Raw genomic sequence first — 14,926 nt, 5'->3', positions numbered from 1 at the left:
AAACATGACAAAGGCCGCACCGAGGGTGCGGCCCGTCGCGCCGGGTGCCGAGGGCCGGAATCGAACCGGCACGGGGGGTAACCCCCGGCAGATTTTGAGTCTGCTGCGTCTACCAGTTCCGCCACCCCGGCGGGGAAAAAATACCACCAGCGGAGCGGAGCTTAGTAATCGTGGGGGGCCAATTACTATAGCGGTCACGCAGAAGCTGGTGGATAGCGGTCGTAACGTAAGCTGGAATATAGAGACTTAGCCCCAAAAATGCAAGCAGCCCTGGTGATTTGACGTCTGATCTGTCATTTGACTTTTCTTGGGGCCAAGGCTATCTTGTGACAGACTAAGGCGGTCTTGGCACTTCCCGAATCGTGTTTGATTCCTAACTCCCGTCAATTCTCACACTGTCTTCCATCCCGCACATCGGCGAGATTCTCGCGCTTAGCACAGCCCTGATTTGGGCATTCGCTGTTATCTTGTTCAAGAAGAGCGGCGAGATCGTGCACCCGATTGCCTTGAACCTCTTCAAAAACGTCTTGGGTGCCGTACTGATTTTCCCCACCATACTCCTCTTTGAAGGACCGTTGCTGCCTGCTTTCACACCTTCAGAAACAGGTCTGTTGCTAATCAGCGGAGCGATGGGGATTGGGATTGCGGACACGTTGTTCTTCATGAGCCTGAATCGGCTGGGTGCGGCACTGTCGTCTATCGTTGACTGCCTCTACAGCCCAATGGTGATTGCTGCAGCCATGATATGGTTGGGCGAACGCTTAAGTCTTTGGCAGATTGTCGGCGTGCTACTGATCATTTCAGCAGTATTCGAGGCGACTCACACGAAACACGCCAGCCGCGCGAACCCCACGGGGCTTTGGGCAGGGGTGATTTGGGGAGTGCTCGCAATGGCTTTCATGGCCGTTGGAATTGTCATCGTGAAGCCTCTGCTGGAGACAAGCTCTCTACTGTGGGTAATGCAAATCAGATTACTGGGCGGGATCGCAACGCTGTTGCTGATTCTTGCGATCAACCGCGAGCGTGTTGTCATCCTGCGTTCGTTACTTGTGCAGCACGGCAGAGGATATCTAATCAGCGGGTCGTTTGTGGGAGCGTACCTTGCTCTGATAACATGGCTTGCAGGCATGAAATACACTCAGGCCTCGCAGGCGTCCGCGCTGAATCAAACGAGCAACATCTTCGTGTTCGTCTTCGCGGCGATATTTCTCAAGGAACGCATGACGATGCAGCGTGTTATCGGAATCGTGCTGGCAGTTTTCGGTGTCTACTTAGTTACCTTTGGGTGAGATCTCTACGAATCACGGCCTCCGTTCGCGGAATACAGTAGCTTAGCCCGATACATGCAAGAATGTGTAATACTTTTGCAATTCTTGCGTAGTATTGCGTATTGATTCGCCAGCGATCGGACTTAGCGGGCGAAGTCTTTTTGTAAATATCAGTTTTTAATATACTAATATAGAATTTTCGATCACAAATAGAAGAAGCCGAACTGGCGCGAATTCTGCATTTGAGGAATACAGAGATTGCAGACTCTCTTGCAGAACTTGCAGATATGAGCGTCGGAGATGGTCGAGGTTTACGCATTTATACCCCGGGACCCACCAAGATCGTGGCTGACACCACTCCGACGTTCAGAAATTTCAAAGCCCGGCCAATGGCCGGGCTTTGTTTGCATCGAGAGCCGTCTTCACTATGAGAAGTACCTTCGGTATGTCTCATCAAAGCGATCCTTTCCGCATGCTAAGGCGAGAAGGTTCGGCCATTTATCGTGCATAAGTTCGAGCATTTTATTAGCAACTTCCTGAATCTCCCACTGCGCGTGAGCATCACATCTCAAACGGGCCAGGTGATACAACTCGCGTGCATTGAGAGCCGCCCGCACTTGCTTGACCTGAGCATTTGTCAGCAAGTACGGTGCAAGTAACGGGTTCCTCTCTTGAAGCTCCGAGGCGGCTTCCGCTGCCTGCAACACGCCGTTTCTGAAAGCAGTGCCTTGTCCCGTATGCTCGATGGCTGGCGGGACTATTGCCGCATAGCCCGCGTCATACTCGCGCACAAGTTGGGTCATGAGACGGTGCCGTTTAAACTGGGCGTAGCACGTCGCGCTCATCTCGATGTCAAAGACTGCCCGAGCTACTTCAAATTCCCTGAACATGGGGTCATGCGGACCCAAACCGTCAAAAAGTATTCTCCAGAATGCTTTATCTTTTGGAAAATCGGTGGCATCTGACTCATAGCCTGCCGCATACGCCATCGCACGCCACACCTGCTCTTCGGCGGACTTGTCGAAGTCTATAAGGCTTACTTTCGGCGCACTCCAGAACTCTATCCTATTGTCTTTATTTGGTTTCTCGCTACGCTTAGGAACGAGCCTGACCCGCGTTTCACGTGGAAACCTGCCGCGTGTCGTGTACTTCACCAACGACGGTGTGAGACCTCCGACAGCCTTGTGAAAAGCCTGCCCAAGGTCGCGTAATTCGGAAAGCGGGTGATCGGAAAGCTCCCAGAGTAGATGCTCCAGATTCCGCGCGTTTACAGTCATCCCCATTTGTGTCAGACACGCGAGCGGGAGGAGATAGCGTGCATCCTCTTTGGCGCGATTCTCGATATCCCTGAGTTCTGTCTTAGAGAGTCCGGCAGTGTCTTCCGGTTGATGATGTTCATGAAGGCTCTTCAGAATCTCGCCATAGGCAGCAAATAGATCCTGAACTACAGCGCGGAATTTCTCCTCCAGACCAGAGCCATGCAGTTCCTGTGGTACAACGAACTCCTCGCCAATAGTGATGTAACGCTGTGACTTCTCAGTGAAACTCTGCAACCGGTGGTACTGAAGTTCCTCTGCGGCAAGCCGGGATAAGTGGGATACGTCAAAGTTAAAGACGGCATGCTCAGCTACTGACGCGTGTCCAAGTCCGAAGATAATATTCTCGTTGGACTTTCGTGCTCGCGCGACGGCAAATCTTGCGGAGCGGCGAAGCTCTGTGACATGGGAAGGATCACGGCTGATTCGAGCATAAGCGGCCGAAATCGTCTCCGGGGTGAACGCTTCGAAATCAATCCTGCTACGGAGATCTTCGCCCAGCCGTTCAATGGCTGCCCGAAGGTCCGAAGCAGAAGACCCCGCTCCTACCGACTTGGACAGGTCATCCAACTGGTGAAGAATGTCCAATGTCTCAGACAGTAGTTCGGCATCTACATTGTAACCGGCAAGGCGGACGATCGGGGGCATGGGAATTGGTTGGAATTGAGTGAGCTGGTGAATGATACGGAATCTGTCCGGATTTCTCCACTTTCAAACATTTGGCAGGAAAAAGGCCGCTTTAGATCAAAGCGGCCTTGTGGAGTTTCTTGCGCACGTTAGTGCCCGAGAAAGAAGCCGATACTCTGGGTGGCTACTGTGTCGCCATTCGAGATTGCGTACCCCATGACGAAGTCTTTGGCCTGTGTGGTGTCATCACAGCGATAGCGCACACATGGATTCGCGCCGCACCCGCCATTCACGTTTATGGTATCCGACTGAGGTATCACCAGATAGTCGTGCAGATAGCCGGGAGCAGAATCTACAGCCAGAAGCAGGGTGTCGTTGACCGCCATGCCCGTGCCCTTGAATAGCCGAACCACAATGGTTGTGTATGTGCCGTAGCGAATGGTGTCCGGGGCATCAAATACGAGACGAAAAGTCTCGTCTCCCGGTGGATTGGGATTATCCGGTCCCGTGCTGGTCTTGTTGCGGCACGCTGCCGACAGCAATATCACACCAATTACGCAAAGGCTGCCGACAAATTTCAAAACTCGTGAGAACATGCTGCCCTCCTGCCTGACAAAGTTCACCGTCCAATGAAGCGAAACAGCAGATATCCGACTCCAAGCCAAAGCGGAATGGACAACAGAAGCGCATAATTCACACCGCGCACAGTGGAAAGATGCGTCTGCAGTTCAATCGTCGAGAGCGCCCGATGCATCACCGCGGCCAATTGGTCCATTTCAACCGGCTTCGGGAGGATGTCATAGGCTCCCAACCGGATGGCTTCCTTTGCGGTGTCCAACGTCGCAAAGCCGGTTACCATGATAAAGAGAACCTTCGGGTGGATCGCCCTTAACTCTGAAAGCAGCTCCATGCCAGACTTCTCCGGCATAATGAAGTCCGATACCACGAGGTCAATCTTTTCCTTCAAGAAAATGTCGGCACCGTCTCGGGCGGACTCCGCTTCCAGAACAGTATGCCCGCGCGCCTCAATAAACTCCCGCAGCACGGCGCGGTAGTCCTGATCATCATCAATTAGCAGAATGCGGGCCATGTGCTCCTCCCAATTTGCTTGACACGCCTAAAGTGGAATATTGCCGTGCTTTTTGCGCGGGTTGCTGTCCACCTTGTTCTCCAGCAGTTCCAGTCCGCTGATGATCCGCGCGCGCGTCTCACGCGGGTCGATAACTTCATCAATGTAGCCGTAAGCAGCGGCTTCAAAAGGATTGGCAAAGAGATTTGTGTACTCTTCGACGAACTTTGCCTTCGCAGCCTCCGGATTCTCTGCAGACTGAATTTCCTTTGCAAATATGATCTCAACAGCACCGGGAGCGCCCATGACCGCAATCTCGGCGGTGGGCCAAGCGAAGTTCAGATCCCCCCTAATATGCTTAGAACTCATAACGTCATACGCGCCGCCATAGGCCTTGCGAGTGATCACCGTGATCTTTGGGACGGTAGCTTCACAGTATGCGTACAGAAGCTTTGCCCCATTCATGATGATTCCACCCCACTCTTGTTCAACCCCCGGGAGAAATCCCGGAACATCCACGAATGTCACGAGCGGAATGTTGAAAGCGTCGCAGAATCTCACGAAGCGCGCACCTTTGCGGGACGAGTCTATATCCAGGACTCCGGCAAGAACTTCAGGCTGGTTAGCCACAATTCCAACAGAGCGGCCAGCGAATGTGCCAAATCCGACAACTATGTTCTGCGCCCAATCCGCATGCACCTCGAGAAATGAATCCGTGTCAACGACTCGGGTTATCACATGCTTGATGTCGTACGGCTTGGTCGCTTCAGCCGGAATGAAAGTGTCCAGAGTTTCGTCCAACAAAGGTTGCTGAGGAGCCGAACGTCGTGGAGGATCCTCCATGTTGTTCTGGGGAATGTAGCTCATCAGCTTGCGAATTGTGAGCAGACAGTGCGCCTCGTTGGGGCAGGCAAAGTGTGCAACGCCGGATTTCGTCGCATGGGTGTTGGCTCCGCCCAATTCCTCGCTCGTAATATCTTCGTGAGTCACGGTCTTGACAACCTTCGGCCCGGTCACGAACATGTTGCTTGTGCCTTCGACCATCAGCGTGAAGTCGGTGATCGCGGGACTGTAGACTGCGCCGCCGGCGCACGGTCCCATGATTGCAGAGATTTGCGGGATTACGCCCGAGGCCAAAGTATTCCGCAGAAAGATGTCCGCGTACGCGCCCAGAGACACAACGCCTTCCTGCACGCGAGCTCCACCCGAATCATTCAGCCCAATAATGGGAACGCCGACCTTCATTGCAAGATCCATGATCTTGCAGATCTTCCTGCCGTGAGCCTCAGAAAGTGAACCGCCAAACGCGGTGAAATCCTGTGCAAAGACGTACACCAGCCGCCCGGCAATCTTGCCATAGCCCGTGACAACACCGTCACCGTAAACGGTTTGCTTATCAAGACCGAATTGAGTGGAGCGGTGCGTGACGAGCGCGTCTATCTCATTGAATGTCCCGGGGTCAAGTAGGATGTCGAGACGCTCGCGCGCCGTCAACTTGCCTTTCTTGTGCTGCGCTTCAATGCGGCTCTCGCCTCCGCCCTGCTTTGAAAGCGTGCGCCGGTTCTTCAGTTCATCAAACTTGTTCTTCATATTATAGATTACAGCATGCCGCTCCGCTTACGAAGCAACCACTCAATAGCCAGAAATCCAATCAATATCCAAAGCAGCAGCGGCCGATTCCATAGTGGAATTTCGCGCACATTCTCAATAATCCGTTCTTGCAAACGCAGTCTTGAGAAGAGTGAGTCCGGCTGGCTCGCTGTTACGAACACACCGCCCGAATTTCGTGCTACAGTCTGTAGAACGTCAAATCTCGAGCGCGACTCGATCCACTCCAAATTGAAGGCTTCGACCACAAAAGTTCCGCCATCCTTGCCAAGAGTATCCTCCGCGGCAATTGCAACTCCGCTAAAATTGTAGTCCCCTGTTTCCCAGGGAACGAATTCACCCTCATACAGCCCGTTACCTCGGCCAACGAGAGAGACTCTCTCTTTACGTTCACCCGAAGTTATCTCGACAAGCACTGTCGCATCGTTGGTCGGAGCAAGATCCTCGCCGTAGACCTGTCCTTGAAATCTGACAGTCTCGCCTTCACTATAGATCTTCTTGTCCGCTGTAATCTTGATGCGTTGCTCGTCTGTTGGTGCCAACAACCAAGAGCTAATTCTCGACAGCAAATCCGCATAGAACTGACGCCCCCTCTCATTCTTTGCCAATCCGAGCTGCCAGCGGAAGGTCTCATACACCGCGATCGCAGCACTGCGCCGTCGATTGACATCTGCCAAGACTACTGCAGGTCCGCCGGATAGTTCAGGCGTGGACTCTGGAACAAAATTCGCAACGACCACGGCAAAGGGTTTGGACGTCGTCCTGCCGATTGCGCCCAGCACTGGTGGAAGGTCCGTCCAGTTAGCTCGCAGATCTCCTCTGGCGTTGATCGCACTGTGTGACGAACCACTACGTAAGAGCACCTTATCAAAAGCCGCCTGAGGTTGAAACTCCACCGGAAGCCGTGCGGCAATCCTATTCAGTCGACCTAATGAGACTGACGGACCGTGGTGAAAGAGAAAAGGTATGCCTTGATCTGTGATACGCTTGGCAACTGCGTCCCAGACTGCCGCATTCGAACCGGCTGTCGGATAGTTGATCAGCACGAACGCATCCGCGTCGGCAATAGATTCCTCGGTGCTTTTTCCGCCGCCGACAAATCCGGTTTTGCTCTCGACCAGCGGAATGATTGCCAGTGTAGTGTCGAGTCCTAACGACTGCAACGTGAATGTAACATCGGCAGAAGGAGATCCGGCAAGCACCACTACCTTGAACCGAGAGTCCAATACCCGGATAACCCGTGACCGCTGATTGTTGTCAAGGGTCAATTCGCCCGAGACAGAATCGAGGATCGCCCTAATCCGGAAGTCCCCAGACTTATCGGCAAGGAATTGAGCGTCAAATGACTGCTCATAGGTAGCGCCCTGAAAACTAACTTCTTGATCCAGCAATGTTCTTGACTTCGAGTCGACGATGCGCAGGCGAGACCTTTGTCCAGATACGCTGTTGCCTCGCACGCGAACCTTCACCGGAACCGTTGAGCCTTCATAGGCAATGTCATTTGTGAACAGTTCGGCGATCAATGCGTCACGATGCTGAGTCGTATCTCCGACCCCTACTGTGAATATCGGGATATCGGACACGCTCGACGCGCGTTCTGGAGACGGACCTGTATTTTGGGCGCCGTCTGTGACAACAATAATTGCGCCGATATCCTCACCGCTCGACTCAGAGACTGCCGCCGCCCATGCCGAGGCAGGGTCAGTACCTACGAATGCGGGTGCAATGAGGCGAACCGAGTCCAAGGTTGTGGGGACGACTGTGTCACCGAAAGCGTAGACGCGGAGCTGATTCGATTCAGTAAGAGTACGCAGTTCCGAACGACTCAGAAACTCATTAACCATGGAGTCACGGACCACACCCTGATCTGCAAGTGCGATAGAAGCGGAGCGGTCAACCAGCAGCAGAACTTTTGCACGATCTTCCCGCTGGTCTATCCAGCCCAGTACCGGCTCGAACAAGAGAAAGAGAATAGTGACAAGCGCCAGCGCTCGTAGGATGGCAAGCAGCCGACGCCGAACGACTGTGGTAGGAGGAAGAGTCTGTCTGTAGACTACAAACGCCAGACCAATCAGCAGCAGACCACCCAGCACGAAATACAGTACTGGTGTTCCAAACGTAATCCCACGTATCATTAACAAACCGAACAATGAACTCAATATGGGCTCGTCTGTACGTTTCCTAATTCTGTGATCGGCCAACGCGGCCGGACGGGCAACGACTCAATTTCGAACTCGTGTTCCAACATCTTGTGCGCGACATAACCAACCATCGCAGCGTTATCAGCACAATATCTCATAGGGGGTACCGACAGCTGGACATCAAACTTCTCGGACAGCGCCGCTAATCCACTCCTCAGTTTACTGTTGGCCGCCACCCCACCTGCCGCTGCGATAGATCTGACAGGAAACCGATGCATGGCAAGCGCCACTTTTTCGAGAGCGGATTGAATTGCGGCAAGCTGAAAGGAAGCAAGCAAATCGGGACGGTTTTCTGAGTTTGCCCATTCCGGGTTCTGCTTCACGCAGTTCGCAACCGCTGTTTTGAGTCCTGAATAGCTAAAATCCAAGCTGTGGTCGCGCAATGCAATTGGAAAGGTGATCGCACTTTCGCTGCCTAATTGTGCAAGTCTATCGATTTCCGCTCCTGCTGGGAAACTCAGGCCCAGCAGCTTACCAACCTTGTCATAGGCCTCGCCTAAGGCGTCGTCGCGAGTGTGTCCAAGCAATTCGTAGTTCCGAAATCCCCTGACAAGCAGCAACAGAGTGTGTCCACCGCTGACGAGCAAGACGAGAGCCGGCAAGGGAAGCGGGTCACGGTCCAGTTCGATGGACCATAAATGTGCTTCCATATGATGCACTGGAATGAACGGAACACCCATAGATAACGCGAGTGCCGTACCATAGTAGTATCCGACCAACAACGACCCGACTAAACCGGGTCCGCTGGTCGACGCCACGTAATCAACCTCTCCAAGGTGGATTCCGGCACTATCAAGCGCCCGGCACACGATTTCATCCTGCAATCTAAGGTGGGACCGCCCCGCAAGCTCCGGGACTACTCCCCCCCACTCAACGTGCACTTTTTGGGTGACCGTCTCGAGCGACTTCACTCGCCCATCGACGAGTATTGCAGCCGAGTTTTCGTCGCAACTCGATTCGAGAGCAAGAATCGTCATGAATCTAAGAGTAATCTTGCCCCAAGCTCAATCTTTGCAAGTAGTTCGGCTCTTTCGAGTCGATAAAGGGCTTCCCGAATGGTCACTCCGACGGCAACCACACCGTGCCTCTCCAGTAGAAGAACTCCGGCGTTCTTGCCATGCGAAACTGCTGCCTCACCAAGCTCTGCGGTACCAGGTTCAATGAAAGGTATTAGGGCGAGTCCACCGAGAGTTGCTTCTGCTTCGATCAACAGGTGCTTGTTCGGCAGTTTTCCTACAGCGGCAAATGAACCTAAATGGGGGGCATGTACGTGCAAAATGGCGTGGACTTCCGGCCGACTAAGATAAAGCGCGCGATGGAGTTGCCATTCACTGGAGGCGCCATGCGGTTTTGGATCGGCAATCTCAACGAGAATGAGATCGGATGGTTGAAGATTCCTTTTCTCGATTCCGCGTTTGGTGACAAGCACTTGAGACTCGTTCACCCTAACGGAGAAGTTCCCGTCAGTTGCAGGCAGGCATCCACTTGCTGCAAGGACCTTCGCAGCATGCAGCAGCTCCTGTTTCAGGATATCGGACAAAGTTCTACCTTCCTTGCGCTGGACTAATCAGACCGTAGCCTGTATACCTCTTCAACACATCTGGCACGCTAACGGTTCCGTCGTCGTTTTGGTAGGTTTCCAACAAGACCACCAAGAGGCGCGGGGTGGCTAAGCCTGAGCCGTTAAGTGTGTGGACGAAGTCCGGTTTACCGGTATCTGATCTGCGATATCGGATATTTGCACGACGCGCTTGATAAGATTCAAAGTTCGAGCAGGAGGAGACTTCCAGCCACTTTTCCTCTACCGGTGACCAGATTTCGATGTCGTAGCATTTGGCTGCGGCAAATCCCATATCGCCCGCGCACAGAAGGACGACTCGATAATGTATTCCCAGCTGCTCAAGGATGTCTGTCGCATCCTTCGTCAACTTCTCGTGCTCAGCGTAGGAATCTTCAGGTCGACAAAATTTCACCATTTCAACTTTGTCAAATTGGTGAAGTCTAAGAAATCCTCGAGTGTCCTTGCCGTAGGAACCGGCTTCGCGACGGAAACACGGGGTGTATCCGCAGTAGCAAATTGGCAAATCAGCTTCCTGAAGCAGCTCATTGCGGTGCAGATTCGTAATCGGGACTTCAGCGGTTGGAATCAGATAGAGTTCGTCGTTCTTGCAACGATACAAGTCTTCCTCAAACTTCGGTAACTGTCCCGTTCCCGTCATGCTTTCCGAATTGACCAGAAACGGAACAGAAACTTCAGTATAAGTTCCGCGCTCGCGATGAAAATCCAAGAAGTAGTTGATCAGTGCCCGCTCAAGCGTTGCTCCCGCGGCCTTGTACACCGGGAAACCACTTCCGGTGACTTTGGTCCCCCGCTCAAAATCAAACAGTCCAAGTTCCCGACCAAGCTGGAGGTGATCCTTCGGAGTAAACTCGAATTCCGGCTTCTTGCCCCATTGACGAACCACAACATTTTCGTCAGGCGTCTTACCGGGTGGAACTGATGCGTGGGGCAGGTTCGGAATTTGAAGCAATCGAGACTCTATGTCCGCCAATGCCGCTTTTAACTCCTCATCTCCGACCGCGATTTCAGCTCCAACTCGGCGACTTTCGTCTTTCAAAGCTGTTACAATCTCGCCCCTCTTTGAGGCTTCTGCGATGTTCCGGCTCAACTCGTTGCGGCGTGCCTTCAATGCGTCGGTTCTCTCGATAAGCTCGCGACGCTTTCGATCAAGAGCCACCAATCCGTCTAATAACTCAGATTGGCCGCGCAGTTCCAAGAGGCGGCGCACCTCTTGTTCATTTTCTCTTATCTGGCGTATGTCAATCATGATCGTTACTGACTAGCCTTCACCGCGTAACACGACGAACATTGTCATGAAGAGGATTTTCAAATCCATAAGCAGCGACATATTCTCAATGTAGTACATGTCCATTTGCAGTTTAAGTTCCGGAGCAACCTGCGTCGCATCATAGCGCAATTGCACTTGTGCCCAACCTGTCACCCCCGGCTTAACATTGAGTCGACGAACATAAAGAGGCGTACGTCGCTCAAATTCGGAGACAAACTCGGGACGTTCAGGCCTTGGTCCCACGAGGCTCATCTGCCCACGCAGGACATTAATCAACTGCGGCAACTCGTCAATCCGCATCGCCCGCAGAAATCTCCCCGATCGGGTTATCCTTGGATCGCTTGGCACAGCCAGTGCTGGACCACTGTCCGCCTCGGCGTTCGGCACCATCGTGCGAAACTTCAGAATCGAAAACTCCCGACCCCGTTCACCGACTCTTCGTTGAGTATAGAAGACCGGCCGCCCGGTATCGACAAGAATCACCAGAACGGTAAGCAACCATAGGGGCAAGCTGAAGATCAGGAGAACTATGGACGCAATGATATCAAAGGTACGCTTCAGGAATCGCTCAATTGGTGTCAACAGTTCCGCACGAATTTCGATCATGGGCTGCCCGCGCTTCCCGAGAGGACGAACGAAACCTAAAAGGATCTGGTACTGATGCGCGGGAAGGAACTGTCGAACTGGAAAATCGGATAGCAGGCGCACAACTCGCTTCAGCAACTGCTCGCGTCCGTCATCGAGCGCGATGTAAACCAGCTCATAGTCATGCCGCGCAAGCTCCGCACGTACTTGTGCGGGTGTTCCGTGCAGTGGGTAATTAGTGACTGTAGACCCGTCTTGAGTAAGTACGCCGAGGATTCTGGCGCCAATATCCTTCCGTTGCTCCAAATAACGTAACGTGTTTAGCAGTTGATTTCCTGATCCGATCACCAGGGTCCGAAGCCTTCCAATACCCCTAATCCGCAATTCCTGAAGCAGAGTGAGCAACGCAAGTCTCGTTGCGGCGGAACCGGTCATGACTCCTATCCCGTATGTCAACAGGACGATCCGTGTTGTTGGGAAAGGATTTGACGGATCAAAAGTGAGGATGAATATCAGGAGGCATCCGTAGGCGGACGCCTGCACGCAACGTGCGAGCACGAGAGCCCGCGACTGCAATGGGTCAATCCGGTACATGCCAAACACTGAAAAGAACAAGTGCCAGAAGGCACTTACGATCAAGCTCGGGACAATCAGCTCGTCCACCGTGAATGTGACTGGATTTGCAAATTGCCCAGTCTCGAATCGCCAGTAATAGACACCAAAGAAAGCAGCTTCGAGCAGCATGAAGTCCATGAACAATTGCAGCGCTCGAAGCCAGAATCGTCGCATTCGCTACTTGATCTGCTAACTTTGGCTAAGTGAAATGCCGGGGGAGCCGCTTGTTGGTCCAACTGCACCGGTTTCAGACAGCCTACGCAAACTTATGCATCCAAACAACGCGACAACGGCAAGAAACGTCCAGTATGGCACATACGTAGTCGAGGTGATTGTCATGACACAGAAGAAGCCAGCAACAAAACTGGCTCGCATGCCGCTGTTCAGCACCCGGCTTAAGTTGCTTCGCTCTGTGCTCCAGTCCCGCCACGACAGGGATCCCGCGGCGTACCACCAGCATGTCAAATAGAGTGCAAGACCAATCACACCGCTGTCGACAGCGACGTCAACGAATGTGTTATGGGAAAAGACACCGGCGGAAAGATGCGGCAGGATATACGTCACACGATGCTCAAAGCTTCCCATTCCGAGTCCCCAGATTGGACTCTCGGGAAACAGCTTCCACCCGGCAAGGAGCAAACTTGCTCTTTCGCTCGTCGATGCGTCTCCCGACATCAGTGACGCGAGTCTGCCGACAATGTCTATCGGCACGACGCTAAGAAGAAGGGCAACCAGTCCGCCCAGAACAATGAACAGCTGAACCCGATGTTTCTCTACCGCCAGCATCAGGAGAATAACAATGATCGCACCTATCATGCCGGCACGAGACAAAGAAACAGCAATCGCAACGAGCGCCATGATGGACGCAATCATCATCAGACTGCGCGCACTGCGTGGCAAAGCGCTGCGCCATAAAGCAATCGTCCCACCAAGAAACGCGACTAGCGTAATGGACATGATGTTCGGATCGACCCAGTGACCAAAGAACCGCGATGACTCTATCTCTGTGACGGTCGTGGCGATTTGATCGGCGACACCGGAAGTATAAAACTCATAGGCCGTCTTGATGGTGATCACGGCGGTAAAGATCATACCGAAGGCAGAGCCGACATAAAACGCAATCAAGTCCGATTCCTTGTTAATCAGCTCGTGCAGCACAATTATGGCAAGGAGAACTCGATAGAAAAGATGGAAGTTATGGAAAAGATGAGAATCGGCCCACAGGAGCGAGGCCTGAAACCAGACGGCGAAGACGATCGCAGCTGCGAGAAAAGGCGTCGTCGTCCAATGCGTGTCATACGCGAGCAACTTACGGACGATCACCACAAGGAGCATAGCTCCAAAGAGCAGAGATGTGGAACCCGGGATGTAAGCGGCAAGATTGGAAAGCAGCACAAACCCGATAAGCGTAGTCCCTATTATCGGATATCGCAATACTGACAAACCTGCAATCGCGCCAATGAGTGCAACTGCCAGCAAAGGCGCACGTCCCCAGAAAGTCCACAAGAGCCAAATTGCAACGGAACTCAACCCGGCAATAAGTCCTATCATCACTTGCCGACGATGGTCCAGCCGAGGCAAAGACTGCAAAATCATGAACGCCAAGACTGTTTCAGTCTGCGAACGCTCTCATAAGCCGGATGCGTGTTCTGTGAAACCGCGTGCAGATAGTCTATTACTGCGCAGAACATGACACCCAAGAAGAATCCTATAATGGCACCTAATCCAACGAGCATCCCCCGCTTGGGCCACACGCGTTTAGAAGCAAGAGCGGGAGGCTCAACAACTGACATTGTCGGAGTGTTGCGGGCTTCGGACAAGCGTGCCTGTTCATACTGTTGCGTCAAGACTGCTGTAAGCAGCGAGTTGATTTCTATGTCCCTGTAAAGTCGCAGATAGACTTTGCCATCCTCGGTTGCCCTGTCAAGGCGCAGGAGGAAGTCCTTCTCGATGTCCGATTCCCCACTCAACATCTTCTCCAAGCTCGAGTTGAAACTCTCTAACTTCACTCTTGCCAATTGCAATTCAGGATTTGTGCTCTCGAAGAGTTGCGACTTTATCTGATACTCGGCTTGCGCCAAAGTGCGTTGCGCTTGAACAACCGCAACTGCTTGAACTGTTGCTTTCGCTTGCTCTTCAAGATCAAAGATCCCCGATCGCTTCTGAAACTCGGCCATGCTGTCTTCGAGTGCAAAGAGCGTTGAACGTGCATCGGTGAGTCGCTGTTCCATAAACTCACGCTCACGACGTCCTCGATTTGACTCAAGCGTTTGATTGCGTTTATCGAGTTCCTCTACATAGAACTTGCAAATCTCTCGCGCCCTCTCGGGATCCTTATCATCTGCCTGAATCCGTACGGTATTGGTTCCGGCATCAAATTTGAAGTAGGTCCGGGAATTCAAGACTTCTATGACGTCCTCGAGCGGCGCCTTTTCCATCTTCCATTCCTTTCGGAACCCAAACTTTTCAATCAAAGCCTCGGACATCGCACGTCCCTTGAGAATCAGGAGGTAGTAGTCTCCTCTGACCTCTCCAAGCGATGCAGTGAAACCGCCCAGATTGCCGAGACCTGACAACTTTGACGCGAGTATGCTACCCAGTCCCGAGGACTGCGCTTCAACTCCTCTGACTACAGCGACAGACCTATACTTTTCCTGCGCTGTGAAGGCGTAAATGGTTAAAGCGACCGCACAGATTATCGTTGAGGGAATCCAAACCCGCCGCCAACGCGCCAAGAACGCGAGAATATCAAGAATACTAATTCTTCCGGTCTGATTGTTCTCCAAAA

General features: G+C 52.8%; 12 protein-coding genes and 1 tRNA gene. 1 reads left to right on the top strand and 12 read right to left on the bottom strand.

Annotated elements, in window-relative coordinates; all coding sequences use genetic code 11:
• Positions 1 to 45 precede the first annotated feature (45 nt).
• Positions 46 to 131, bottom strand: a tRNA-Leu gene (locus KJZ99_00820).
• Between the two features lie 336 nt (positions 132 to 467).
• On the opposite strand from KJZ99_00820, the gene KJZ99_00815 reads away from it, so the two are divergent.
• Complete coding sequence (locus KJZ99_00815; GenBank protein ID MCL4304439.1) at positions 468 to 1,289, top strand: DMT family transporter; 822 nt, start codon at positions 468 to 470, stop codon at positions 1,287 to 1,289.
• Positions 1,290 to 1,693: 404 nt separating this feature from the next.
• Here the strand turns inward: KJZ99_00815 and KJZ99_00810 are convergent, their stop codons facing one another.
• The 11 genes from KJZ99_00810 to KJZ99_00760 all read right to left on the bottom strand — a co-directional run bounded on the left by KJZ99_00810 (position 1,694) and on the right by KJZ99_00760 (position 14,924).
• Positions 1,694 to 3,232 (bottom strand): FAD-dependent thymidylate synthase, encoded by a 1,539-nt coding sequence (locus KJZ99_00810; protein MCL4304438.1) that lies wholly within the window; start codon positions 3,230 to 3,232, stop codon positions 1,694 to 1,696.
• A 128-nt stretch (positions 3,233 to 3,360) separates the two neighbouring features.
• Positions 3,361 to 3,807 (bottom strand): hypothetical protein, encoded by a 447-nt coding sequence (locus KJZ99_00805; protein MCL4304437.1) that lies wholly within the window; start codon positions 3,805 to 3,807, stop codon positions 3,361 to 3,363.
• A 23-nt stretch (positions 3,808 to 3,830) separates the two neighbouring features.
• Positions 3,831 to 4,301 carry a response regulator gene (locus KJZ99_00800; GenBank protein ID MCL4304436.1) on the bottom strand — a complete coding sequence of 157 codons (471 nt, stop codon included), beginning with the start codon at positions 4,299 to 4,301 and terminating at the stop codon, positions 3,831 to 3,833.
• Between the two features lie 27 nt (positions 4,302 to 4,328).
• Positions 4,329 to 5,870: an acyl-CoA carboxylase subunit beta gene (locus KJZ99_00795; protein ID MCL4304435.1), complete on the bottom strand. Its 1,542-nt coding sequence runs from the start codon at positions 5,868 to 5,870 to the stop codon at positions 4,329 to 4,331.
• Positions 5,871 to 5,878: 8 nt separating this feature from the next.
• Positions 5,879 to 8,047, bottom strand: a complete 2,169-nt coding sequence (locus KJZ99_00790) for a hypothetical protein (protein ID MCL4304434.1) — start codon at positions 8,045 to 8,047, stop codon at positions 5,879 to 5,881.
• Entirely contained in the window at positions 8,044 to 9,066 is a 1,023-nt protein-coding gene (gene tsaD, locus KJZ99_00785; protein MCL4304433.1) for a tRNA (adenosine(37)-N6)-threonylcarbamoyltransferase complex transferase subunit TsaD, read from the bottom strand. Before tsaD ends, KJZ99_00790 begins: the two co-directional genes overlap by 4 nt.
• A complete protein-coding gene (locus tag KJZ99_00780) occupies positions 9,063 to 9,629 on the bottom strand; it encodes a class II aldolase/adducin family protein (protein ID MCL4304432.1) in 567 nt (188 codons plus the stop codon). The genes tsaD and KJZ99_00780 overlap by 4 nt, the downstream gene beginning before the upstream one ends.
• Before the next feature lie 4 nt (positions 9,630 to 9,633).
• Positions 9,634 to 10,917 carry a serine--tRNA ligase gene (gene serS / locus KJZ99_00775; protein MCL4304431.1) on the bottom strand — a complete coding sequence of 428 codons (1,284 nt, stop codon included), beginning with the start codon at positions 10,915 to 10,917 and terminating at the stop codon, positions 9,634 to 9,636.
• 12 nt (positions 10,918 to 10,929) lie between these two features.
• Complete coding sequence (locus KJZ99_00770; GenBank protein MCL4304430.1) at positions 10,930 to 12,312, bottom strand: sugar transferase; 1,383 nt, start codon at positions 12,310 to 12,312, stop codon at positions 10,930 to 10,932.
• A 15-nt stretch (positions 12,313 to 12,327) separates the two neighbouring features.
• Positions 12,328 to 13,692 (bottom strand): O-antigen ligase family protein, encoded by a 1,365-nt coding sequence (locus tag KJZ99_00765; protein ID MCL4304429.1) that lies wholly within the window; start codon positions 13,690 to 13,692, stop codon positions 12,328 to 12,330.
• Between the two features lie 38 nt (positions 13,693 to 13,730).
• Positions 13,731 to 14,924: a hypothetical protein gene (locus tag KJZ99_00760; protein ID MCL4304428.1), complete on the bottom strand. Its 1,194-nt coding sequence runs from the start codon at positions 14,922 to 14,924 to the stop codon at positions 13,731 to 13,733.
• Positions 14,925 to 14,926 lie beyond the last annotated feature (2 nt).

It is taken from the genome of bacterium (genome assembly GCA_023382385.1).
Classification (GTDB): domain Bacteria; phylum Electryoneota; class RPQS01; order RPQS01; family RPQS01; genus JABWCQ01.
Note: the sequence above shows the minus strand (reverse complement) of the source record. Positions and strands in the feature narration are given on the sequence as shown.

Excerpts from the sequence above, each read along its gene's own strand:
- KJZ99_00795 (MCL4304435.1), bottom strand. The coding sequence starts at position 5,870 with ATGAAGAACAAGTTTGATGAACTGAAGAACCGGCGCACGCTTTCAAAG.
- KJZ99_00800 (MCL4304436.1), bottom strand. The coding sequence starts at position 4,301 with ATGGCCCGCATTCTGCTAATTGATGATGATCAGGACTACCGCGCCGTG.
- KJZ99_00805 (MCL4304437.1), bottom strand. The coding sequence starts at position 3,807 with ATGTTCTCACGAGTTTTGAAATTTGTCGGCAGCCTTTGCGTAATTGGT.
- tsaD (MCL4304433.1), bottom strand. The coding sequence starts at position 9,066 with ATGACGATTCTTGCTCTCGAATCGAGTTGCGACGAAAACTCGGCTGCA.
- serS (MCL4304431.1), bottom strand. The coding sequence starts at position 10,917 with ATGATTGACATACGCCAGATAAGAGAAAATGAACAAGAGGTGCGCCGC.
- KJZ99_00770 (MCL4304430.1), bottom strand. The coding sequence starts at position 12,312 with ATGCGACGATTCTGGCTTCGAGCGCTGCAATTGTTCATGGACTTCATG.
- KJZ99_00810 (MCL4304438.1), bottom strand. The coding sequence starts at position 3,232 with ATGCCCCCGATCGTCCGCCTTGCCGGTTACAATGTAGATGCCGAACTA.